This window comes from Halochromatium salexigens, from assembly GCF_016653295.1.
Taxonomy (GTDB): domain Bacteria; phylum Pseudomonadota; class Gammaproteobacteria; order Chromatiales; family Chromatiaceae; genus Lamprobacter; species Lamprobacter salexigens.
The window spans coordinates 1-22,142 of sequence record NZ_NHSF01000059.1 but is presented as its reverse complement, the minus strand read 5'-3'; the positions used below and the strand labels follow the sequence as shown (position 1 = coordinate 22,142).

Sequence of the window (22,142 nt, the reverse complement as noted above, 5' to 3'; positions counted from 1 at the left end):
TCCATCATGGAAGTCGTGCGGTCAAAAGCGAAGATCGAGCGTCGCGCCCCCAAAAGGCGCCGAATCGTAGTGGGTTTTGTCGATGAGATCACCATCGGCATCCTCGAGCCGCAGCTCGCCGGCGAACTCTACACCAGCGATCACGCTCAGGCTCAACTGCGCGCCAAAGCGGCGCGTCGCGCCGAGATAGACCGGCACCGAGGTCTCCTGGCCGATGCCGCCCACGGCAATGCCGCGGTCGTCGAGCCGAAAGCGCGCCTTCTCGTAGCGCGCGCCGAGCTTCAGCGCCCAGCGCTCCGTGGGGCGCCAGTCCAGCACCAGGCCCGGCCCCCGGGTCGCGGCGAAGCCGCCGCCGGTGCGCAGCGCCAAGGTCTCGCTGAGCTGCCAGTCGATGGCGAGGACCGGGAACCAATCAGTCTCGTCCTCGAGCGCGGAGAAGACCCCGAAGCCGGGACCGATGCTGAGGCGCTCATTGACCCGATAGCTCGCCGCCGCAAGCAGGCCGCCACTCTGACCAGCGTCCAGATCAGCCCCCTCCTCGGCGAACCAGCCCAGGGTTGGCACCGCAAAGAGGTTCCAGCGCTCACTGGCCTTCCAGTTCAGACTGCCGCTCAGGCGCAGGTCGCGCACATCGGACCAGGGCTCCAGGGCGCCAAAGCCGCTCGCGCCGTGGAAACGATACTGGCGCTCGTCATAACCCAGCGACAGCCCCAGGCGCAGATCCGGCGCCACCGCGCGATCCGCGCCGAACCGCACCGACCAGGCATCGACCTCGACCTCGCCGCCGGCGTCGATGTCGGTCTGCCACCGGTGCAGGGCACCGGACTCGAGGCGCAAGCGCCAGGCATCGGCGCCCGGCTGCGCGCGCGCGGGTCCGACGGCCAACAGTGCGGTCGACGACGTCAGGAAGGCGAGCAACAATGTGGACCAGCGCATACAGGGCACCCAGTAACGGCGAACGGCAACCAGAGCAGATCACGACCGACGGATAGTATAACGCCGAGTTCTCTATAGCATCGATCCGGGTTTTCGATTTCGGTTCCCGGCCTCCAAGCTTTACTCTAGCGCGCCACACCTCACACCAAATCACTGCAGGGGGTGAACGCAGACCCATGCGCATCTTCAATCAGATCAATCTCGGAAACCTCAAGGGCGACCTCTTCGGGGGCGTCACCGCAGCCGTGATCGCGCTGCCGATGGCGCTCGCCTTCGGCGTCGCCTCCGGTGCCGGCGCCGAGGCCGGCCTCTATGGTGCCGTGCTCATCGGCCTGTTCGCGGCGCTGTTCGGCGGCACGCCGACGCTGATCTCGGAGCCGACCGGGCCGATGACCGTGGTCTTCACCGCCGTCATCGCCACCATGACGGCGGCCAACCCGGAACACGGCATGGCCATGGCCTTCACCACCGTCATGCTCACCGGCCTGTTCCAGTTGACGTTCGGCCTGCTCAAGCTCGGGCGTTACGTCACCATGATGCCCTACACGGTGATCTCCGGTTTCATGTCGGGCATCGGCTTCATCCTGATCATCATCCAACTGCCACCGCTGCTCGGCCACGACCCGCCGACCGGCGGTGTCCTCGGCGCGTTGACGGCCCTGCCCTCGCTCATCGCCGAGGTCAACCCCGCCGAGGCCACGCTCGGGCTGCTGTCGCTGGCGATCCTGGTGCTGATGCCCAAGCGCTTCGGGCGCATCATCCCGCCGCAGCTCCTGGTGCTGATCGCCGGCACCCTGGCGGCGATCTACCTGCTGCCCACCCTGTTCGAGGGCGCCCCCTATCGTGCCATCGGTGCCGTGCCCGGCGGCCTGCCCTCGCTGCAGATCCCCACCTTCAGCACTGGTCAGTTGCAGACCATCGTCATCAATGCCCTGGTGTTGGCCTTGCTCGGCTCGATCGATGCGCTCTTGACATCGGTCATCGCCGACAGTCTCACCCGCTCCGTGCACAACTCGGACAAGGAGCTGATGGGTCAAGGGCTCGGCAACATGGCGTCCGGCCTGTTCGGCGGCTTACCCGGCGCTGGCGCCACCATGGGCACTGTGGTCAATATCCAGACCGGCGCCCGCACCGCCCTCTCCGGCCTGACCAGAGCGCTGATCCTCGCGGTCGTGGTGTTCGGCGCCAGCGCCTTGGTGGAACCCATCCCAAAGGCCGTGCTAGCCGGCATCGCGATCAAGGTCGGCCTCGACATCGTCGACTGGAGCTTCTTGCGACGCGCGCACAGGGTCTCGATTCGCGGCGCGCTGATCATGTACGGCGTCATCGCCATGACCGTCTTCGTCGATCTGATCACCGCCGTCGGCATCGGCCTGTTCGTGGCCAATGTGCTGACCATCCGCCGGCTGGCCGATCTGCAATCGGAAGGCGTGCGCGTGCTCGGACTACCGCATACCGAGGACGGCCTGAGCTGCCCCCATGCCAATCCCGAGGAAGAACGCATCCTGCGCAATCCAAGCAACGGTGTCGTCATGCTCTGTTTGAGCGGACCGCTGATCTTCGGCGCCGCCAAGGCCGTGACCCGTCAACAGCACGAGCTGGTCGAAACGCGCTCGTTGGTGGTCGACATGACCGATGTCCCGCATCTCGGCGTGACCACTTCGCTCGCGGTCGAAGAGGTGCTGCGCGCGGCACTCGCTCATGGCTGCCGGGTCTATCTTTCCGGGCTCCATGAGCAGCCGCGCAAACGCCTCAAGAACCTCGGCCTGGCCAAGGTCATCCCGCTCGAGAACTGGATCGACGCGCGCTCCGATGCGCTCAAGCGCGCCATTTCCGAGCGAGCCGGACAGCGCAGGGATCCACCGCCAGGGGGCCAATCGGGCTGATGCTGATACATTCGGGCTTCGCGGAAGAATCTATCGAATTTGACGAACCGATCGATCTTCATCGATCCGCCGGCGATGAAAGTTCGATGACCGATCGGGGCCGACTGCCCATATCCTCCATTCTCCGAGTCGTATCAACAACGAGGAGTGAAGAACGTGGACGTATTACTCGATTTCGGTGCACGCTTCCTGCACCAACTGCAGTCGCCAACGCTGGCGTTCCTGTTGGGTGGCATCCTGATCGCCGCGCTTGGCTCACGGCTGACGATCCCGGATGCGATCTACAAGTTCATCGTCTTCATGCTGCTGATGAAGGTCGGCCTGAAGGGGGGCATGGCCATCGGTGAGGCCGACATCGGGGCGATGCTGCTCCCCGCGTTGATCGCGGTGGTCATGGGCTGTTTGATCGTCATCATCGGACGCTACACCCTGGCGCTGCTGCCCGGCATTCGCACCGAGGACGGCATCGCGACAGCCGGACTATTCGGCGCCGTGAGCGGCTCGACCCTCGCCGCGGGCACGGTGGTGCTGGAATCTGAAGGCATCCCCTACGAGCCCTGGGCCGTCGCGCTGTATCCGTTCATGGATATCCCGGCCCTGGTCCTGGCCATCGTGCTCGCCAGTGTCTACCTGAAGAAGAAGGACGGGGCCGGCGAAAAGGTCGCGATCTGGCCGATCGTCAAGGAAAGCCTGCAGGGCTCGGCGCTTTCGGCCTTGCTGCTCGGGATTGCCCTCGGGCTGTTCACGAACCCCGATCGGGTCTTCGAGAGCTTCTACGAGCCACTATTCCGTGGTCTGCTCTCGGTGTTGATGCTGATCATGGGCATCGAGGCCTATGCCCGGCTGAATGAGTTGCGACGCGTCGCCCACTGGTTCGCCGTCTACGCGGCCATCGCGCCCCTGATGAACGGCCTGATCGCCTTCGGGCTGGGGACCATCGCCCACTATCTGGTCGGCTTCAGCCCCGGCGGTGTGGTGCTGCTCGCCGTGATCGCGGGCTCGAGCTCGGATATCTCCGGACCGCCGACGCTGCGTGCTGGAATACCGACGGCGAACCCCTCGTCCTACATCGGCTCATCGACGAGCGTCGGCACCCCGGTCGCGATCGCCCTCGGCATCCCGCTCTATATCGGCCTCGCACAGGCGGTCTTCGGCACCTGAGGGCGCTCCCGGCCGCGTCGATCCACCGGTAGGCTTAACGCAACAGAATTAGGTAGCACGTCATGACACAAAAGGCCACGAAGCTCGTCATCATCACCGAGAAGGTGCTGCTGGAGAAGGTCACCAAGATCATCCAGGCCGGCGGCGCCACCGGTTACACCGTGATGGCCGCCGGCGGTGTTGGGAGCCGCAATACCCGCTCATCCGGCCAGCCGGCCGTTTCGGATACCTTCTCGAACATCAAGATCGAGGTCATCACTGCCAGCGACGACGTCGCCCGCTCGATCGCCAAGCAGGTCGCCGACAAATTCTTCGACAACTTCTCGGGTCTCATCTACCTCGATGATATCGAGGTGCTGTACGCGCACAGCCTGTGAGGCTGTCCTGCACCGTCGCCAGGGATGGCATCGACGTCGGCAAAGTGCCCTATAGCACCTTCGACACCAGCTTCACGGTCGGATCATTGCGATCGGTCTCGATGCGAAAACCGAGCGACTTGACCAGCGCCAGCATGCGCGAGTTCGCGCTCAAGACCTCGCCCTCCATGATCCGCAGCCCCTTGTTGCGCGCATTCTGCATCAGCGAGCGCATCAACCGCGCACCCACCCCGCGCCGCCGGCAGGCATCGGCGACCACGATCGCGAACTCGCAGGTATCACCGCCCGGATGCGCCATGTAGCGCGCGACACCGACCTCCTGCTCTTGTCCCCCGCCCTCGCTGTCAGGCGCGCGGATCACCCCGATCAGCGCCATTTCGCGGTCATAGTCGATCTGGGTGAAGCGCACCAGCATCTCGGGCGACAGCTCCTTGATCGTCTGCATGAAGCGAAAATACTTGGTCTGATCCGACAGGTTGCGCACGAAATCCTGCTCCATCTGCGCATCCTCGGGGCGGATCGGGCGGATGGTCAGATCGGTGCCATCCGGCAGCGGCACCTGCTCGATCAGATGCTGCGGATAGGGATGGATGGCCATGTGCCCGTAGACCGGCATCTGTGGCGGGCGGTAATCGACCTGGACGCGGGCATCGACGGCGATCACGTCCAGGTCATTGCCGATCAGCGGATTGATCTCGAGTTCGATGATCTCCGGCAGCTCGCAGACCATCTCCGAGACCCGCTGCAGGATGCGTGAGAGCGCCTGCCGGTTCATCGGCGGCATGTTGCTGTAGGCGCCCATCAGCCGCGCCACCCGCGTATGCTCGATCATGGTCTGGATGATGAAGGCATTCAGCGGCGGCAGGCCGAGCGCCCTGTCCTCGAGCACCTTCATATCGGTACCACCGGCGCCGAAGCTGATCACCGGGCCGAAGATCGGATCGCGCACCACCTTGACCATCAGCTCGCGCGCGGCGCGGGTCGGCACCATGTGCTCGACCGTCACGCCTTGGATTTGCGCCTGTGGTCGCAGCTTCTGCGCGCGTTCGGTCAGCTCGGTATAGGCGCGGCGAATGCTCTGCGCATCGCTTAGCCCCAGGCGCACGCCGTCGACATCGGATTTATAGCGGATATCCGGCGAGTTGATCTTCATCACCACCGGGAAGCCGAGCGACTCGGCGGCGATCAGCGCCTCGTTCGGCGAGCGCGCCAGCACCGCCTGGGTGCTGTTGATCCGGAACGCCGACAGCACTGCCTTGGCCTCGATGGTGCCGAGCACCTTGCGCCCCTCGGCCATCACGCCCTCGATGATCAGCCGCGCGCCCTCGATATCCGGCCCGAGCTGCTGCGACAAGGGCCCCGGCGACTGCATCAGCAGCATCCGATTGCGGCGCTGCTCGGCGAGGAACGACATCGCATCCACCGCCACCTCGGGCGACTCGAAATGCGGCACGCCGTGCTCGGCGAAGAGCGTCTGCGCTTCGGCCACGCGGCTCTCGCCCATCCAGCAGGTCAGTACCGGCTTGCGGGTCTTCTTCACGACCTCGATCACCTCCGTCGCCACGGTGGTCGGATCACTGGTCGCCAGGGGCGCCATCAGGGCGATCACGCCATCGACGCCTTCATCCGCGAGGCAGGCCTCGAGGGCATCGCGATAACGCTGCGCCGAGCCATCGCCCATCACATCGATGGGGTTGCCATGCGACCAATGATCCGGCAACGCCTGCCCGAGCTTGGCGCGCGTGGCCTCCGTCAGCTCGGACAGGATCAGTCCATGATCGACCGCCCGATCGGCCGCCAGCACGCCGGGACCACCGCCATTGGTGACCACGGCGATGCGATTGCCGGCCAGACGCCGGCCCGCACCGAACACCTGTGCCGCCGCGAACAACTGCGCCAGCCGCTCGACCTGCACCGCGCCACCCCGCTGGAGCACCGCGCGAAAGACCTCGGACGAGCCGACCCAGGCGCCGGTGTGCGAGCGCGCCGCGCGCGAGCCGGCCGGATGCCGACCGGTCTTGACCACCACCACCGGCTTCAGCCGCGCCGCCGCGCGCAGACCGCTCATGAAGCGACGCGCATCGCGCACTCCCTCGACATAGAGCAGGATGCTCTGGGTCTGCGGATCGAGCGCCAGATAATCGAGCACGTCACCGAAATCGACATCGGCCGCCGCGCCGAGCGAGACCACCGCCGAAAAACCCAGCCGACGCGGCCCGGAGCGATCCAGCATCGCCGCGCAGACCGCCCCGGATTGCGAGACCAGGGCTACGTTGCCGGCCCGTGGCAGCTCGGTACCAAAGGTCGCGTTCAGCCCGTGCGCAGGCCGCATCACGCCCAGGCAATTCGGCCCCAGCACCCGAATCCGGTTGCGCCGCGCCGCCTCCACCAGCCGCTCCTGCAGCGCGCTACCGCGATCACCCTGCTCGGAGAACCCGGCCGAATGCACCACCGCGGCACGCACCCCGAACTCGCCGCATTGATCCAAGATCCCTGGCACCGCCTCGGCTGGGGTTGCGATCAACGCCAGGTCGACATGCTTATCGAGCGCCGCCAGATCCTTCCAGCAGGGCTGGCCATCGACCGTCTCATACTTGGGGTTGATCGGATAGCAGGGGCCCTTGAAGCCACCGGCGAGGACGTTGCGATAGACCATGGCGCCGACCGAGCCTTCGCGATCACTGGCACCAAAGACCGCGACCGCATCGGGAACGAAAAGCTGGTCGACATCGGAGAGTCGCATCGGCTGGCCCCTCCTGGGGCGAATCGGGTAACAAGGCAAAAGTGTGACAAAGGGATTAAGCTTTCGGACTACCGTCCCGAGCACCTGAGTAAGCGCCCCATGAATCTGGCCTTTATCTCTCACCAAGACTGTCTCGAGCACAAGATGGGCGCGCACCATGTCGAGGTGCCGGAGCGCCTGCACGCGATCTCGGATCGCATGATCGCCTCCGGCATGGAGATGCTGGTGACCCATTATGACGCGCCCAAGGCCAGCCGTGAGCAACTCTTGGCGGTGCATGAGCCGGCTTACGTCGACGCCCTGTTCGAGGCCGCACCGAGCGTCGATGATGTGCTGGTCTGGGTCGATGGCGATACCGCCATGTGCAGCGGCTCGCTGAGCGCGGCGCTGCACGCGGCCGGAAGCGCGATCCTGGCGGTCGATCTGGTGATGAGCGATCGTCATCACGCCGCTTTCTGCGCGGTGCGCCCGCCCGGCCATCATGCCGAACGTGCGCGCTCGATGGGCTTTTGTTTCTTCAACAATGTCGCCGTCGGCGCCGCGCACGCGATGAACGCGCATGGACTCTCACGCATCGCCATCGTCGACTTCGACGTCCACCACGGCAACGGCACCGAGGACATCTTCGCCGGCGATGAGCGGGTGCTGTTCTGCTCCAGCTTCCAGCATCCATTCTACCCCGGCTCCGGTGCCGGCCCGACGGCATCGAATGTGATCAACCTGCCGCTGCCGTCGCGCACCAACGGCGAGGCCTTCCGCGCGGCGATGGAGGCGCACTGTCTGCCACGGCTAGAGGCTTTTGCCCCGGAGTTGATCCTGATCTCGGCCGGCTTCGATGGTCATGCCGAGGATGATATGGCGCATTTCATGCTGCGCGAGCCGGACTATGCCTGGATCACCTCGCAGTTGCGCGAGATCGCGGTGCGCCACGCACATGAGCGCATCGTCTCCTGTCTCGAAGGCGGCTATAGCATGTCGGCGCTCGGGCGCAGTGTCGCGGTGCATATCGATGAATTGATTGGGCATGGATAAATGACGCGGTCGTTGACGACGCCTCGGTCAGGCTATAGCATCGAGCCAACTGAATTCAATCCGAATATGGTTACCCCGATGAGCGAAGACGTGCTGAGCCTCAGCCAGTTCAAGGCCGAAGCTACCCGGCTGCTAGACCAGGCGCGGGATCAGTCCGCCACACTGGTGCTGACCCAGAATGGTCGCGCGCGCGCCGTCGTGCAGGACTACGCGCAGTACCAAGCGCGCGAGCGGGCCATGCTGATACTAAAGCTGATGGCCGAGGGCGAGCGGGATGTCAGCGCCGGGGAGACGGCGCCACAGGCGGATGTCTTCGCGGCACTGCGCACGCGGTTGCAGACGCAGCCCGACGTGCAAGATGGCTGAGCCCGAGGTGCGCTGGACGCGCACCGCTCAGCGCGACCTGAATGCAATCGTCAGCTGGATCGCCGAGGACACCATCGGCAATGCGCTTGACGTGCTCGATCGGTTGCAGGCGCGGGCGGACACCCTGTTAGACAACCCTGAGCGGGGCCGCGTGGTGCCCGAATTGCGCTCGGCCGATGTCTACCACTATCGGGAGCTGATCGAACGCCCTTGGCGCCTGGTCTACCGCATCGAGGGCAATCTGGTGCTGGTCATGGCCGTGTTTGACGGGCGGCGAGACTTGCACTCGGTGTTGCTCGAACGCTTGGTTCGACCGTCTTCCTGAGCACATAACAGATCCCCATGCCCACCACGGCCCTCGTCTGGCTGCGTCGCGATCTGCGGCTCGGCGACAATCCGGCCCTCGCGGCGGCGCTCGCTCGCGGCGAGCGCGTGATTCCGGTCTATCTCCATGCGCCTGACGAAGCAGCGCCATGGCAACCGGGGGCGGCTTCCCGCTGGTGGCTGCACCAGAGCCTGTGCGCGCTCAGCGAGCATCTGCAGCGCCTTGGTAGCCGGCTGATCATCCGCCAGGGCGAAAGTCTGGCGACCCTGCGCGCCTTGATCGCCGAGACCGACGCCTCCCAAGTGCATTGGAACCGCTGCTACGAGCCGGCGCTCATCGCCCGCGACAGCCGGATCAAACAGGCCTTGCGCGCCGACGGGATCGATTGCGCGAGCCACAACGCGGCACTGCTCTGCGAGCCTTGGACGCTGAAGACCGGCAGCGGCGAGCCCTATCGCGTGTTCACGCCCTACTGGCGCCGGCTCGGGCCGCAGCTCGCGGAGCGTACGGAGACTGCGCACAGGTCCGCGCCAGCACCAGCCGTAGCACTAGACGCGCCACCAGCCGCGCCACCTGAGACCTTGCCGCCGGTTCCAAATGCGATCGACGGGCTCGCTGTCGAGGCACTCGCGCTGCAGCCGAGCATCCCCTGGGATCAGGGTCTGCGCGAGGCTTGGCAGCCGGGCGAGGCTGGCGCGTGGCAGGCGCTCGAGCGCTTCCTCATCGACGCGATCTGCTCCTATCACGAGTCCCGCGACTGGCCGGCAGAACCTGGCACCTCCAGGCTCTCGCCGCATCTGCACTTCGGCGAGATCGGTCCGCGCCAGATCCTGGCCCGGATTCGCGAGGCCCACCTCGGCTCTGGTTCCGGCCCCAGCTCCGGCTCTGATTCCGGCTCTAGCTCCGACCCCGATGCAGTATTCGCCGACCAAGCCATCGCCGAGCCCTATCTGCGCGAGCTGGGCTGGCGCGAGTTCAGCCATCAACTGCTCTATCATTTCCCGCACACCCCAAGCGAGCCCTTGAACCCACGCTTCGCCGACTTCCCCTGGCGCAGCGGCGACACCGAACCCCCGCTCAAAGCCTGGCAGCGCGGGCGCACCGGCATCCCGATCGTCGACGCCGGCATGCGCGAACTCTGGCACACCGGCTGGATGCACAACCGGGCGCGGATGATCGTCGCCTCGCTGCTGACCAAGAACCTGCGCCTGCCCTGGCAAGAAGGCGCGCGCTGGTTCTGGGACACCCTGGTCGACGCCGATCTGGCCAATAACACCCAAGGCTGGCAGTGGAGCGCCGGCTGCGGCGCCGATGCCGCGCCCTATTTCCGCATCTTCAACCCGGTGCGCCAAGGCGAGCGCTTCGACACCCAGGGGCGCTACGTGCGGCGCTGGTGTCCGGAGCTTGCCAAGCTGCCGGATCGGCTGATCCATCAGCCCTGGCAGGCCCCGGCGAGCCTGTTGGCCCAATGCGGCATCCGGCTCGGCTGCGAGTATCCGGCACCGATCATCGATCTCAAGGCAAGCCGTGCCGAGGCCCTGGCGGCTTATGATCGGGTCTCAGCGTCCGCGAGGACGAAATAGCGCAACGACAACCGCCAACAGGAACCGGCCATGACGACGTTCAACACTCCGCTATCGACACCGTTGTCGCAGCTTGCTGAGTTGCTTGACCGGATCAAGCACCCGCGCGCGGCGGAAGTGCATGGGCTCAGCGTCTTACTGCGGACATCACCACAACAGGCTCTCGCGCAGCTCGATGGCAATGATTGGTGGGCCGGGGCTGGCTCTCTGGCGGCCGAGACGATGGCGGATCATCCAGAATTGCCGGCAGCGCATTGGCAACAGGAGGTGCGCGAGTTCCGCACACTGATGATCGAGATCGGCGAGGCGTTGCGCGCGCAAGGCGTGCGCAACCCGGGCATCGATTCCTGGCTGCTGGCGTTCAGCAACTGGAATGCTTCTGAAGTGTGATGAGCGAGCGTGACCGACAGACTGAGGGAGCCGAAAGAGTCAACAAAGCCAAGGATCAGACCAAGCGCAAATGAGCAACGATCTCAGCCGGATCATCGAGCAGACCGAGATCGACCTCCCCCGGCGCGACCGTGCCTGCCTCATAGAGCTGCGTCATCACGACCTCCAGCATCGGCTGCCAGAACGCCGTGCCTGCGGCGACGCACGGAAACGCCTCGACCTTGCCGGTCTGCATCAGCGTCAAGGTCTCGAACAATTCATCGAGGGTGCCGAAACCGCCGGGCAGGAACACGAACCCCGATGAGTATTTGAGCAGCATGACCTTGCGCACGAAGAAGTAGTCGAAGGTCAGCACCCGATCGAGGTAGGGATTGGACTGTTGCTCATGCGGTAAGCGGATATTGCAGCCGACGCTCAGGCCACCCGCCTCCTGAGCACCGCGATTGGCAGCTTCCATGAGGCCGGGGCCGCCGCCAGTGATCACCGTACAGCCCGCACGCGCCAGTTCGGCGCCGATCGCCCGCGCGAGCTGATACCAGCGATGCCCGTCAGTAAAACGCGCCGAGCCGAAGACCGTCACGCTGCGCCCGAGATCAAACAGGCCTCGGCAGCCTTGCACGAACTCATTGAAGACGGTCACGCCGCGATCGAAGTCAGCGAGCAGATCATCGGCACCGCACAGCAGCTCGCGCTCGCGTTCCGACTCCGGCGTCTTCGGTGGTGCATCTTGCATGAGGATGGATCTCAGCTCAACGCCTGCTTGATGCGCTCGATCTGACGCCGATGGGTGCTGTTATGGGTGGTCGCTAGCGCGTGCCACTGCGCCGCCGAGAGTGTACCGAACCAGGGATGCGGGAGCCCGGCTCCTGTACGCAAGTTGCCCAGTTTGTCAACGATGTCGGTGTAACGGTCGACCAAGGCGGCAAGGTCGTCGATCTGCTCTGGACCGGCCTCTGGCACCGGTTTAACCTCCTCGATCTTGACCTGGGTGCCGACCACACGGTTGGAATAGAGCTGCGGCAAGATCGCGGCGATGGCGGTGTTGACGATCACCAGATGCTCGAGCGTCATGTACACCGACCAGTCGCGACTACTGTCCTCGATGCCAATGAAGCGTTCGATCCTCACCCGCTCACGCCCCTGCGCCTCGCTCAGGCCGCGCGCCACCACCATGGCGCGCTCGGCCTCCTGGCGAAACATCCGCGTCAGCCGATCCTTGCCGATGAAACGATCCGCCGCGCGGATGCCCGCCCCAAGCAATGTGCGCTCGAACCAGCCAATGCCAGCACCTGGCAGCTCGAGTGGAGGCGGCGCTGTCGAATTCATGCGGCGCCTCCGGATGCACCGATATCCGGCGCTAAAGCGGCTTGAGCCTTACCGTCCACTGATGACGCCTGCTGGTGGCCTCCTGACCTCTGAACGCCGGCCCCCTGGCCCCTAGCGCCATGAGTGCCGGCGCCCTGCGCCTTCGCCCAGGTATCCCGCAGGGTCACCGTGCGGTTGAAGACCGGCCGTTCGGGCGTCGAGTCGGGATCGACGACGAAATAGCCCTCGCGCTCGAACTGGAAGCGCGCGCCCGGCTGCGCCTCGGCGAGGCTGGGCTCGAGCAGCGCGCCGCTGAGGGTGTGCAAGGAGTCGGGATTCAAGTCCTCGCGAAAGTCTCGCTCGCCAGCGCCAGGCTGGGGGACGGTGAACAGGCGATCATAGAGCCGCACTTCGGCGCGAACCGCCGTCTCGGCCGCGACCCAATGGATCACGCCTTTGACCTTGCGCCCCTCAGGATTCTTGCCGAGGGTGTCGGGGTCGACCGAACAGCGCAGTTCGATCACCGCCCCATCGGCATCCTTGATGATCTCATCGCAGCGGATCACATAGGCATTGCGAAGCCGCACCTCGCCCTCGGGGATCAGGCGCTTGAAGCCCTTCGGCGGCGTTTCCTCGAAATCGCTGCGGTCGATGAACAGCACCGAGCCGAGCGGCACCGCGCGCGATCCCATCGCCTCATCCTTCGGGTGATTGCGCGCCTGTACCGCAGCGGGCGCGTCCGCCGGCAGGTTGGTGAGCACGACCCGCAGCGGATCGAGCACCGCCATCGCACGCGGCGCGCTGGCATCGAGTTCATCGCGGATCGCGCTCTCGAGCACGCCCATCTCGACCAAATTATCGGCCTTGGTCACGCCGATGCGCTCGCAGAAACCGCGCACCGCGCCCGGCGTGAAACCGCGCCGGCGCAGCCCCGCGATGGTCGGCATACGCGGATCATCCCAGCCGGCGACGATCCGCTCCGAGACCAGTTGCGTCAGCAAGCGCTTGCTCATCACCGTGTACTCGAGATTGAGCCGGCTGAACTCGATCTGGCGTGGCTGACAGGGCACCGAGACGTTGGCCACGCACCACTCGTAGAGCGGGCGGTGATCCTCGAACTCCAGCGTGCACAGTGAATGGGTGATGCCTTCCAGCGCATCCGAGATCGGATGCGTGTAGTCGTAGGTCGGGTACAGGCACCACTCGCTGCCGGTCTGATGATGGATCACGCCGTGGCGGATGCGATAGAGCACCGGATCGCGCAGATTGATGTTCGGCGCCGCCATGTCGATCTTCGCGCGCAGGGTGCGGGCGCCGTCCGGGAACTCGCCGGCGCGCATGCGCCGGAACAGATCCCGGTTCTCGTCGATACTGCGATCACGATAGGGGCTGTCGCGACCGGGCTCGGTCAGGGTGCCGCGATAGGCGCGGGTCTCCTCGCCCGAGAGGTCACAGACGTAGGCCAACCCTTTTTCGATCAGCTCGAGCGCAAAGCCATAGAGCTGCTCGAAATAGTCCGATGCGAAGCGCACCGGCCCGCCCCAGTCGAAACCGAGCCAGCGCACATCGGCCTTGATGGCCGCGACGAACTCGGGGCTTTCCTTGCCCGGATTGGTATCGTCGAAGCGCAGATGGCAGACCCCGCCCAAGTCCTCGGCCAGTCCGAAGTTGAGCACGATCGACTTGGCGTGGCCGATGTGCAGATAGCCGTTCGGCTCGGGCGGAAAGCGTGTTATCACGCGGGCGTGTTGACCGCGCGCCAGGTCGTCCTGGACGATCTGGCGGATGAAGTTGGTCCGGGTCGGCGTCGAGACAGAATCAGCCATAGCGAGAAGCATCCAAGGCCCGAGCGGCCAGGGATCACCAGCCGCGAGCGAAAAGCGCTCAGCATACTGGCTTGCCGCCCTTCATTGAACCCTGCGTTTGCCAGTACGCCTCAGGAGCACTACCCTGTCGCCAGCTCGGCACAACGGTGACTTGCCTATCGCTTGATCATCGCTGGCCGAGAGTTCGCACGCTCAATTCATCACCCACGGAGCCAGATCATGCAGAGAGCCACGTCGATCCTTGCCCTTGCGATTGCCGGAACCTTGGTCACGGGCAGCGCCCTCGCCCAAGAGGCCGCACCTGCCGGGACCGAGGCCAAGCCCGCCGAGGCGTTCATTCAGCAGCTCGACAGCGACGGCGATGGCAAGGTCAGCCTCGAGGAGGCACTCGCACCGCAGCAGCCGCGTTTCACCGAGACCGATGCCGATGACGACGGCTTCATCAGCGTCGAGGAAGCCGGTACGGCGTTCAACGAGCAGGTGCCGGCCGAAATGCTCGAAGCGATGAAAGAGCGCGGCATGCCGGACCCAGGCGAGACTTTCGTCAAGAACCTCGATCAGGACGACGACGGCCAAGTGAGCCTGGAGGAATTCGAACAGCCGACCATGGATTCCTTCCAACGCATGGATGCTGATGGCGACGGTGTTGCGACCATGGAAGAGGCGACCGCGTTCTTCGATGAGATGCAGCGCCAGATGCAAGAGCAGATGCAGAAGATGCAGCAGCAGGGCACGGAGAATCCGCACCAGTAAGCACCTGCCCGCAGACGCGGCCAGGGACGGCGCGCCTCGCCTAGGGGCGGGCCGCAGCGATGGCTGCGATCGCTCGGTCCCCCTGCCCCTAGACCTTGGTGGTGACCGACTCAGGCGATCTGCACCAGTTCGAGCTGGAAGGTCAGATCACGGCCAGCGAGGGGATGGTTGCCGTCGACCGTGACCGCCTCCTCGTTGAAATCGGCCACGGTGAAGCGCAGCGTCTCGCCGTCCGGCCCCTGTGCCTGCAGCAGCATGCCCTCGGTGAGTTCGATCTCCGGCGGGATGGCACTGCGCGGCACTTCCTGCACCATGGCCTCGTTGCGCTCACCATAGGCCTCTTCGGAGGCGAGGGTGACGGTCTTGTTCTCACCGAGGGCCATGCCGAGCACCGCGTCCTCGAAGCCGCTGATCATCTGCCCCTGCCCGAGGGTGAACTCGAGCGGCTCTTGGCCGCGCGAGGAATCGAATTCGGTGCCATCGGACAGGGTGCCGGTGTAATGGACTTTGACGGTATCGCCGCTTTTTGCTTCAGACATAGAACGTCTCCAAGGGTTGGTTCGGATGAAGGTGCATGACGGCCCGCGCCAGAACAGGCACGAGCAAGGATGTTCCAGTCACCTTAGACGAGCCTCGCCCCGAGCGCAAACCGAAGCAGGCCATCAGCGGCCCTGAGCCCTCCGCCAGATCAGTCTCCAGTCAGCCCCTGCCCCCGCGCCAACGCACTCGCGACCTGAAGGCGCAAGCCATAGGCGACCGGCTGGTTGATCATCAGGCTGAAGGGCCGCCACTCGCGCCCACGCCGCACGAACCCCGCATAGGTGCTGACACCGCGCAGCGTGCCGGTCTTGGCGCGCACATCGGGGTCGTTGTCCTGCGCTGGCAGCAGCGCGCGATAGGGCCGCAGGCGCTCGAGCACATCGAGCATCTGGCGTCCACTGAGCCGGTTGCCGCGCGAAAGGCCCGCGCCGTCTTCGATGCGAAACGCACGCCAACCGAAGGTCTGCCGCGCCCACTGCTCCACTGTGCGCTGGGCGTCGGCCATGCGCGCCCGCCCCTCGCGCTCGCCGAGCAGCAGGAACAGGTCATTGGCGACGAAATTGGTCGAGTACTGGAGCATGTTCTCGAGCACCTGTTCAAGCGTCAGCCCGTTGCGATGGGTGTAAATCAGCCGCGCCGAGCTGGGCACCCGCCCAGGCGCGGACAGTCCCTCGACGCGGACCCCAGCCTGTTGCAGCTTCGCCGTCAGGACCTCGCCGAAATGCGCAAGCGCGGTCTCGCCATCGACCAGATTGACCCGATGCTTGCCCTCGCCGAGCCCGCGGCCAAGCCGTTGCGCGGTCGGGGTGAGCGGTGTCTGCGCCTCGCCGCTCTGGACACGCCCACCCGCGACCCGCAGGCTGACGGTATTGAAATTGACCGCAAGCGCGGTCACCGGCGCGTCATAGGGATTGTTGCTCGACGAACGCCCGGGGATCAGCACCTGCGTCCCGAACAACTCCGCGTCGAGCCCGATGCCCGTCACGGCGCGCACGCCAGCGGCCTTCAGCGCGGCGACGACGCGATCCAGTTCCTCCGAGACCAGATAGGGATCACCGCCGCCGCGCACCCAGAGCCGGTCATCAGGCCCCAGGTAGAAGCGCGTCTCGAAGCGATGCGCCAGCCCCCAGCGCTCGATCGCCGCCAGGGCGATCACCAGCTTCATGGTCGATGCCGGCACCAGCGGCCGATCGGGCTGCTCGGCGATCAGCAGGCGCTGCCCATCGCTGAGCACCAGGCTCGCCTCCGGCAAGGCCAGCACCTCCTCGACCGGTCCCGCCAGGCTGGGCGCGAGACCGGAGAGCCAGAGCAGCGCGCTGGCCAGTAAGACCCTGACCAACACCTAGGCCTCCGGCTCGAACGCCAGTGACACCGAGTTGATGCAATAGCGCAGGCCGGTCGGTTTCGGGCCATCCGGGAACACATGCCCGAGGTGCGAGCCGCAGCGGGCGCAGTGGACCTCGGTGCGGCGCATGCCGAGGCTGCCATCGGTTTGGGTCTCGACCGCAGACTCGGCGAGCGGCGCGTAGAAACTCGGCCAACCAGTGCCGGAGTCGAACTTCTCCTCGGAGCCGAACAGCTCAGCCTCGCAAGCCGCGCAGCGATAATGCCCCGGCGTCTTGGTGTCGAAATAGGCACCGGTGAAAGCCGGCTCGGTGCCATGTTCGCGCAACACCCGATATTGCTCGGCGCTGAGCTGCGCGCGCCATTCGGCATCCGTCTTTTCGATCTTGTCGGTCATGGCTTGGCCTCATTGAATGGTCGATGACAAAGGGCTGCGGGGCCGCGGCTATTGGGCGGCTGACCCAGTGGGCACCCCTGGTTGAGACGGCGATCCTTGCGTCGTTATACTCGCGAGTCGGACAGGGCGCCGCCGGGCGCTCGCCACCTGCCTGGATACCGCTGATACCGCTATGCCCATCAGGCCCTTCCAGCTCCCAGTACGCACCTTGATGGGGTCCGACCCCACCGATGTCTACCCGCGCCCGCGCTCGGCGTCGTTACGCCGCACCTTTCGAGGCCGTGTCGCCCGAGGCCGGGTCGCCGGTCGGCGCGGTCTCGCCCGTGCGCGGCATCCTCGATGAGGCGTCGTTCCTCACGCCCGCTGGTCGCCCGCTTGATCATGGCCCTCGCCGCCGTCGGCCTGTTCCTCGTCGGTTATCAATGGGGCAATCAATTCCAGCGGGAGCATGAGGCTCCGTTACGCATCGACGGCGTGCTCATGCGCGCGCCCGTGGCGCTCCCGGCCTTCGAGACGCTACGGGGGCCGCAGGGGACCATCACCCACGCCGATCTGCGCGGTCACTGGTCGCTGATCGCCTTCGGTTCGCCCGGTAGCGCGGCTGGACACCGCGGGGTGGCGCGCCTGATCGAGATCGCCAACCGGGTCGCCGATCAGCCCGAGGTACGCCAACACCTTCAACTACTCCTGATCAGCGCAGACGATGCGCCCAGGTTGGCCCGCGATTTCGAGCGCTTGACTCCCAATCTCTCCGTGCTCAGCACCAGCCAGGACGAGTTCGAGCGCCTCCAGCAGGCGCTGGGGGCCGGCGGCGATGGCGATGCTGATACCGATGCCGATGCCGCTGATCACGAGCAGCCGCCACCGCTGTTCCTGATCGGCCCGCAGGCGCGCCTGGTGGCGTTGTTCCCGGGCAGCCAGCCCGCCGCGCAGATCGCGGCCGACCTCGCGCGCTTGGCCGAGCGCCCGGATGCCTTCCCGCCCGCAACCGAGCCGGACGATGCCTGAGTCACCCGCGACCGACAGCACCCAGCGCACCGGGATCGGCGCGCGACTGTTCGTGCTGTTGCAATACGGGCTGCCGCAGCATGCGCTGTCGAACGCGATGCACTGGCTGACCCAGCGCCGGCTGCCAGGGCTCTTGCCCTGGGTGGTCCAGCTCTATGCACGGCTGTTCCGAGTCGCGCTCGAGGAAGCCGAGGAGCCGGACCCGCGCGCCTATCCGACCTTCAATGCCTTCTTCACCCGCGCGCTGCGTCCGGGGGTGCGCCCATTGCCGGAAGCGGCGGATGCAATCGCCTGTCCGGTCGACGGGCGGGTCAGCGCGGTCGGCGCCATCCGTGCCGAGCAGCTGCTGCAGGCCAAGGGCCAGCGCTATCGGCTCGATCACCTGCTCGGCGGGGATGGCGCGCTCGCGGCGCGCTTTCGCGACGGGCGCTTCGCGACGCTCTATCTGTCACCGCGCGATTATCATCGCATCCACATGCCGCTCGGCGGCGCGCTGGTCCGCACCATTCAGGTGCCGGGCCGGCTGTTCAGCGTCAATCCGACCACTGTCGCCGGGGTGCCGCGCCTGTTCGCCCGCAACGAGCGCGTGGTCTGCCTGTTTGAGACCGCCGCCGGACCGATGGCCGTGGTCCTGGTCGGTGCGATCTTCGTCGGCAGCATCGAGACGGTCTGGGCCGGCCGGATGACGCCACCACGGATCAAGGCGGTCACTGTCACCGAGGCAGGATCTGGGCCCATCCGGCTCGCGCGCGGCGACGAACTCGGCCGCTTCAACATGGGCTCGACCGTGATCCTGTTGTTCGGCGCCGAGGCCGTGACCTGGGCTTCGGCGCTGATCCCAGGCGCCCAGGTCCGCGCTGGCAGCGCCATTGGGCAGATCCAGTGAGTCGACGCCCTGCGCCTGATCCGCGCCCCTCTGCGTCGTGACCGCCGTCAACCTGACTCGGCCCGTTCGACCCGATTCCGTCCTGCGCGTTTGGCCCGATACAGCGCCTCATCCGCCCGATCAACGGCCGCAGGCAGGCTATCCGTGCGCTCACAGGGGCTGATGCCGATGCTGATCGTGACCGCCTCCGGAATACCGACGTGCGCCGCTTCCACTGCGGCTCGCAGTTTTTCCCCGAACTGCACTGCCAGATCCACCGTCGTGTGCGGTGCAATGATCACGAATTCCTCACCTCCCCAACGCACCAGGGTATCGCTGGCGCGCAGCTGCTCACTGACCAGCGCCGTCAGGGCGCGCAGTACCTGATCGCCGCGTTCGTGGCCATAGCTGTCGTTGATCCGTTTGAAATGGTCGATGTCGAAGATGAGCACCGACAGCGCCAGCTCATGCCTGGAGGCGCGTGCACGCTCGTGTGCGTAGACCCGTTCTGCGGCTTGACGATTCAGCAGCTCGGTGAGCGGATCATGCTCGGCCAAGAAGCAGACTCGCTGCTGGGATTCGCGCCAGCCGCGCATCGGGAACCAACCGAAGAGGCCGATGGCGACCAGGCCCATCAGCGTGGCGACGGTGCCGATCATGGCCGTTCGGCGCACCAGTGGATTCAATTCCATGCGAATCTCGAGCATCCCAACGCTCACCCCAGCGTCGCGCAGTTCGGCGTGCTCTCGCAAACAGGGGGCGCCGCGACAGGCACCGACCGCAGCGATCAAGCGACCGTCGCTGTCATAGACGCATTCTTCCAACGAAAGATGCGCCTCCGGGCGCTGGCGTCCGAGCAGCGCCTCGATGCGTGCGGCTTCGTGCTTCCAGGATTCAGGATGACGCGAGATGATACGCTCGCTGATATGCTGCGCCCTCATCTGACTCAGGATGCGCAGATAACCGCAGTAATACCTCAGGTGGTGGTCATAGCTCATCCAGGTCACCGCGACCACCGCCAAGATGGTCAGCGCGATGAATCCGTTACCGACCGCCCGCAACAACCCCTCAGGATGACTCCAGGACGCTGTGTGATCCCTCACGACTCTGCTGCTCATTGCATCACCGCCAGGCATGCCGCCGTCCTGAGGACACTGGAATCTGCGGATGAGTGGACGCAGTCGATACGAGCCTGCACGTCATCCGACCACGCCGGACCGGTGACCAACGGCTCGGCCGCCTGCACCGAGGTGCGCAGCGGCATCGCGCAGAACGAGAACGCCAGCGCGCCCAGAGCGATGGGGGCTCTTGTGTTCATGGCCGTCTCCGAGCAAGCGTTCGGCAACCGTTCATTTGGCAGACAAGCGCGCTTTCGTCATCCTCTTTACTTAATTAAGCACAGCCACCCCACTTTCTTCTGAGGATTCATTCACAGTTACGGTTACGCCAACGGCTTCATCTCGATCGAGGCCCGTCGCGACCTGTCCTCAGGCCCGCTCGACCGGAAACGCGAGCACTGTATCGATATGCTCCGCTCCGATTGCACACATCAGCAGCCGATCGAGGCCCAGCGCCACGCCGGCGGTCGGCGGCAGGCCCGACTCCAGCGCGGCGAGGAAGGCCTCGTCGAGCGGCGGCTGCGGCAGGCCGGCCGCACGCCGCGCGTCCAGGTCGGCCGCGAAGCGCGCCCGCTGCTCGCCAGCATCGGTCAGCTCATCGAAACCGTTGGCCAGCTCCATGCCGTCGAGATAGAGTTCGAAGCGCGCCGCGACTGGGTGCGGACCCGGCTGCACGCGGGCCAAGGCCGCCTGGCTCGGGGGATAATCGCGCACGAAGGTCAGACGATCGCGCCCGAGTTCGGGCTCCAGACACCGGCTCATCAGCAGATCCAGCCAGCCGTCGCGATCCAGCTCCAGTCCGTCGCAGCCGCTCAGGCCCGCCGCCTGCCCTGCTGCCTGTAATGCGCTCACCTCGGCCTGCAGGGGATCGACCCGCAGGCGCTCGCGAAAGAGGTCACGATAGCGGATGCGCTCGACCTCGAGCGCGGGCCGTTCGAGCAGCCACCGCACCAGTGCCGCGACCTCGTCGATCAGCGCCTCGAGCGTCCAACCGGGGCGGTACCATTCGAGCAGGCTGAATTCCGGATGGTGCCGATGCCCGCGTTCACCGTCGCGGAACACCTTGCAGACTTGATAAATCGGGCCGCTGCCTGCCGCAAGCAGCCGTTTCATCGGCAGTTCTGGCGAGGTCTGCAGGTAGAGCCGCTCGCCTTGCGCTCCCGCTGAGCCCGCCCAGATCGTGCTCAGCGAGGCGAGCGCTGGATCAGTCACCGCAGCTTGGGACAGCACCGGCGTCTCGACTTCCAACAGGCCACGTTCGGCGAAGAACGCACGCAGCCGATGTAGCATCCGGGCGCGTGCGCGCAGGACGCCAAGCCCGGCGCTCGGCGGCCAGGACTGGACGGTCACTCGTCCTTGGCGCGCGAGACGTAGGAGCCGGTGCGGGTGTCGACCTTGATCATCTCGCCGGTCTGCACGAACAGGGGCACGTTGACCACCGCGCCGGTCTCGAGCGTTGCGGGCTTACCGCCGCCGCCCGAGGTGTCGCCCTTGAGGCCGGGATCGGTGTCGGTGATCTCGAGCACCACGAAGCTCGGCGCCTCGATACTGATCGGTTGGCCGTTGTAGAGGGTCACATTGCACAGATCCTGCTCCTTGATCCATTTCGAGGCCTCGCCGAGCGCCGCCTCATCGGCGGTCAACTGCTCGAAGCTGCTCGGGTCCATGAAGTGCCAGAGTTCGCCGTCGTAGTAGAGGAACTGGAGGTCGGTTTCGTGCACATCGGCGGCCTCGACCGAGTCGCCGGATTTGAAGGTGCGCTCCACCACGCGACCGGTCTTGAGGTTGCGCACCTTGACGCGATTGAAGGCCTGGCCCTTGCCCGGCTTGACGAACTCGTTTTCGACGATCGTATAAGGATCACCGTCGAGCATGATCTTCAGCCCGCCCTTGAATTCATTGGTCTTGTAATTTGCCATCAGGTCCCCTTGCAGTGCATCTTGCCATCAACACGATGGAAATCCGGCAACGTCGAGCCGTTGGGCGCCGCAACCGGATAGAAAATCAACCCGATATAGTAGCGCGAAACCAACAGCGATGGCAGACCTTGGTGGGGAGATCAGCAATTCCAAATTTGAAACCCTCATGTTACCAGTAGCTTTTCTGAAAGCGGTTGAAACTTGAGTTGTTAGCCGATGGTTCTCAAGCCCACCCCCACAGCCACACCGACGCCCCCGGTGTTCGCTA

The 22,142-nt window shown here is 65.6% G+C and carries 23 protein-coding genes; 11 read left to right on the top strand and 12 right to left on the bottom strand.

Features of this window, described 5'->3' with window-relative positions; all coding sequences use genetic code 11:
* Positions 1 to 21 precede the first annotated feature (21 nt).
* A complete protein-coding gene (locus CCR82_RS09980) occupies positions 22 to 936 on the bottom strand; it encodes a TonB-dependent receptor (protein ID WP_242513393.1) in 915 nt (304 codons plus the stop codon).
* A gap of 176 nt (positions 937 to 1,112) precedes the next feature.
* On the opposite strand from CCR82_RS09980, the gene CCR82_RS09975 reads away from it, so the two are divergent.
* The 3 genes from CCR82_RS09975 to CCR82_RS09965 all read left to right on the top strand — a co-directional run bounded on the left by CCR82_RS09975 (position 1,113) and on the right by CCR82_RS09965 (position 4,360).
* Positions 1,113 to 2,822, top strand: coding sequence for a SulP family inorganic anion transporter (locus CCR82_RS09975; protein WP_201245632.1), 1,710 nt, complete (start codon positions 1,113 to 1,115; stop codon positions 2,820 to 2,822).
* Positions 2,823 to 2,978: 156 nt separating this feature from the next.
* Positions 2,979 to 3,983: a sodium-dependent bicarbonate transport family permease gene (locus CCR82_RS09970; RefSeq protein WP_201245631.1), complete on the top strand. Its 1,005-nt coding sequence runs from the start codon at positions 2,979 to 2,981 to the stop codon at positions 3,981 to 3,983.
* 62 nt (positions 3,984 to 4,045) lie between these two features.
* Positions 4,046 to 4,360, top strand: coding sequence for a DUF3240 family protein (locus CCR82_RS09965; RefSeq protein WP_201245624.1), 315 nt, complete (start codon positions 4,046 to 4,048; stop codon positions 4,358 to 4,360).
* 49 nt (positions 4,361 to 4,409) lie between these two features.
* Here CCR82_RS09965 and CCR82_RS09960 read toward each other — a convergent pair whose 3' ends face one another.
* On the bottom strand, positions 4,410 to 7,103 hold the full coding sequence (locus CCR82_RS09960; protein WP_201245622.1) for a bifunctional acetate--CoA ligase family protein/GNAT family N-acetyltransferase: 2,694 nt from the start codon (positions 7,101 to 7,103) through the stop codon (positions 4,410 to 4,412).
* Positions 7,104 to 7,202: 99 nt separating this feature from the next.
* Here CCR82_RS09960 and CCR82_RS09955 point away from each other — a divergent pair, with 99 nt between their 5' ends.
* From CCR82_RS09955 to CCR82_RS09935, 5 genes are all read left to right on the top strand, one after another.
* Positions 7,203 to 8,135: a histone deacetylase family protein gene (locus CCR82_RS09955; RefSeq protein WP_201245621.1), complete on the top strand. Its 933-nt coding sequence runs from the start codon at positions 7,203 to 7,205 to the stop codon at positions 8,133 to 8,135.
* Positions 8,136 to 8,213: 78 nt separating this feature from the next.
* Positions 8,214 to 8,501, top strand: coding sequence for a type II toxin-antitoxin system Phd/YefM family antitoxin (locus tag CCR82_RS09950; protein WP_201245619.1), 288 nt, complete (start codon positions 8,214 to 8,216; stop codon positions 8,499 to 8,501).
* On the top strand, positions 8,494 to 8,826 hold the full coding sequence (locus CCR82_RS09945; RefSeq protein ID WP_201245617.1) for a type II toxin-antitoxin system RelE/ParE family toxin: 333 nt from the start codon (positions 8,494 to 8,496) through the stop codon (positions 8,824 to 8,826). Before CCR82_RS09950 ends, CCR82_RS09945 begins: the two co-directional genes overlap by 8 nt.
* A gap of 17 nt (positions 8,827 to 8,843) precedes the next feature.
* The gene (locus tag CCR82_RS09940; protein WP_201245615.1) at positions 8,844 to 10,409 is read left to right on the top strand and encodes a cryptochrome/photolyase family protein; all 1,566 of its coding nucleotides are present in this window, start codon (positions 8,844 to 8,846) and stop codon (positions 10,407 to 10,409) included.
* 30 nt (positions 10,410 to 10,439) lie between these two features.
* On the top strand, positions 10,440 to 10,799 hold the full coding sequence (locus CCR82_RS09935; protein WP_201245612.1) for a hypothetical protein: 360 nt from the start codon (positions 10,440 to 10,442) through the stop codon (positions 10,797 to 10,799).
* A 55-nt stretch (positions 10,800 to 10,854) separates the two neighbouring features.
* Here CCR82_RS09935 and CCR82_RS09930 read toward each other — a convergent pair whose 3' ends face one another.
* The 3 genes from CCR82_RS09930 to CCR82_RS09920 are packed head-to-tail and all read right to left on the bottom strand — an operon-like array spanning position 10,855 to position 13,930.
* Positions 10,855 to 11,532, bottom strand: a complete 678-nt coding sequence (locus CCR82_RS09930; RefSeq protein WP_201245610.1) for an LOG family protein — start codon at positions 11,530 to 11,532, stop codon at positions 10,855 to 10,857.
* Between the two features lie 11 nt (positions 11,533 to 11,543).
* Positions 11,544 to 12,125, bottom strand: coding sequence for a DUF1569 domain-containing protein (locus tag CCR82_RS09925; RefSeq protein WP_201245603.1), 582 nt, complete (start codon positions 12,123 to 12,125; stop codon positions 11,544 to 11,546).
* A complete protein-coding gene (locus CCR82_RS09920; RefSeq protein WP_201245594.1) occupies positions 12,122 to 13,930 on the bottom strand; it encodes a glutamine--tRNA ligase/YqeY domain fusion protein in 1,809 nt (602 codons plus the stop codon). Before CCR82_RS09920 ends, CCR82_RS09925 begins: the two co-directional genes overlap by 4 nt.
* Positions 13,931 to 14,149: 219 nt before the next feature.
* Here CCR82_RS09920 and CCR82_RS09915 point away from each other — a divergent pair, with 219 nt between their 5' ends.
* Complete coding sequence (locus CCR82_RS09915; protein WP_201245592.1) at positions 14,150 to 14,683, top strand: EF-hand domain-containing protein; 534 nt, start codon at positions 14,150 to 14,152, stop codon at positions 14,681 to 14,683.
* A gap of 110 nt (positions 14,684 to 14,793) precedes the next feature.
* Here the strand turns inward: CCR82_RS09915 and CCR82_RS09910 are convergent, their stop codons facing one another.
* The 3 genes from CCR82_RS09910 to msrB all read right to left on the bottom strand — a co-directional run bounded on the left by CCR82_RS09910 (position 14,794) and on the right by msrB (position 16,964).
* A complete protein-coding gene (locus CCR82_RS09910) occupies positions 14,794 to 15,222 on the bottom strand; it encodes an FKBP-type peptidyl-prolyl cis-trans isomerase (protein ID WP_201245590.1) in 429 nt (142 codons plus the stop codon).
* A gap of 149 nt (positions 15,223 to 15,371) precedes the next feature.
* Positions 15,372 to 16,565 (bottom strand): D-alanyl-D-alanine carboxypeptidase, encoded by a 1,194-nt coding sequence (locus tag CCR82_RS09905; protein ID WP_201245588.1) that lies wholly within the window; start codon positions 16,563 to 16,565, stop codon positions 15,372 to 15,374.
* Positions 16,566 to 16,964, bottom strand: coding sequence for a peptide-methionine (R)-S-oxide reductase MsrB (gene msrB / locus CCR82_RS09900; RefSeq protein WP_201245586.1), 399 nt, complete (start codon positions 16,962 to 16,964; stop codon positions 16,566 to 16,568). It lies immediately after the preceding gene.
* A 339-nt stretch (positions 16,965 to 17,303) separates the two neighbouring features.
* Between msrB and CCR82_RS09895 the strand changes: the two genes are divergently transcribed.
* Together CCR82_RS09895 and asd are read left to right on the top strand one after the other, a co-directional pair.
* Positions 17,304 to 17,972: an SCO family protein gene (locus CCR82_RS09895; RefSeq protein ID WP_201245584.1), complete on the top strand. Its 669-nt coding sequence runs from the start codon at positions 17,304 to 17,306 to the stop codon at positions 17,970 to 17,972.
* Complete coding sequence (asd, locus tag CCR82_RS09890; RefSeq protein WP_201245582.1) at positions 17,965 to 18,858, top strand: archaetidylserine decarboxylase; 894 nt, start codon at positions 17,965 to 17,967, stop codon at positions 18,856 to 18,858. Before CCR82_RS09895 ends, asd begins: the two co-directional genes overlap by 8 nt.
* A 47-nt stretch (positions 18,859 to 18,905) precedes the next feature.
* On the opposite strand, the gene CCR82_RS19115 is transcribed toward asd, so the two are convergent.
* The 4 genes from CCR82_RS19115 to efp all read right to left on the bottom strand — a co-directional run bounded on the left by CCR82_RS19115 (position 18,906) and on the right by efp (position 21,874).
* On the bottom strand, positions 18,906 to 19,940 hold the full coding sequence (locus CCR82_RS19115) for a diguanylate cyclase (RefSeq protein ID WP_201245576.1): 1,035 nt from the start codon (positions 19,938 to 19,940) through the stop codon (positions 18,906 to 18,908).
* Positions 19,941 to 19,951: 11 nt separating this feature from the next.
* The gene (locus tag CCR82_RS09880; protein ID WP_201245574.1) at positions 19,952 to 20,155 is read right to left on the bottom strand and encodes a hypothetical protein; all 204 of its coding nucleotides are present in this window, start codon (positions 20,153 to 20,155) and stop codon (positions 19,952 to 19,954) included.
* 169 nt (positions 20,156 to 20,324) lie between these two features.
* The gene (epmA, locus tag CCR82_RS09875; RefSeq protein ID WP_201245572.1) at positions 20,325 to 21,305 is read right to left on the bottom strand and encodes an EF-P lysine aminoacylase EpmA; all 981 of its coding nucleotides are present in this window, start codon (positions 21,303 to 21,305) and stop codon (positions 20,325 to 20,327) included.
* The gene (gene efp, locus CCR82_RS09870; RefSeq protein WP_201245570.1) at positions 21,302 to 21,874 is read right to left on the bottom strand and encodes an elongation factor P; all 573 of its coding nucleotides are present in this window, start codon (positions 21,872 to 21,874) and stop codon (positions 21,302 to 21,304) included. The genes epmA and efp overlap by 4 nt, the downstream gene beginning before the upstream one ends.
* Positions 21,875 to 22,142: the final 268 nt, after the last annotated feature.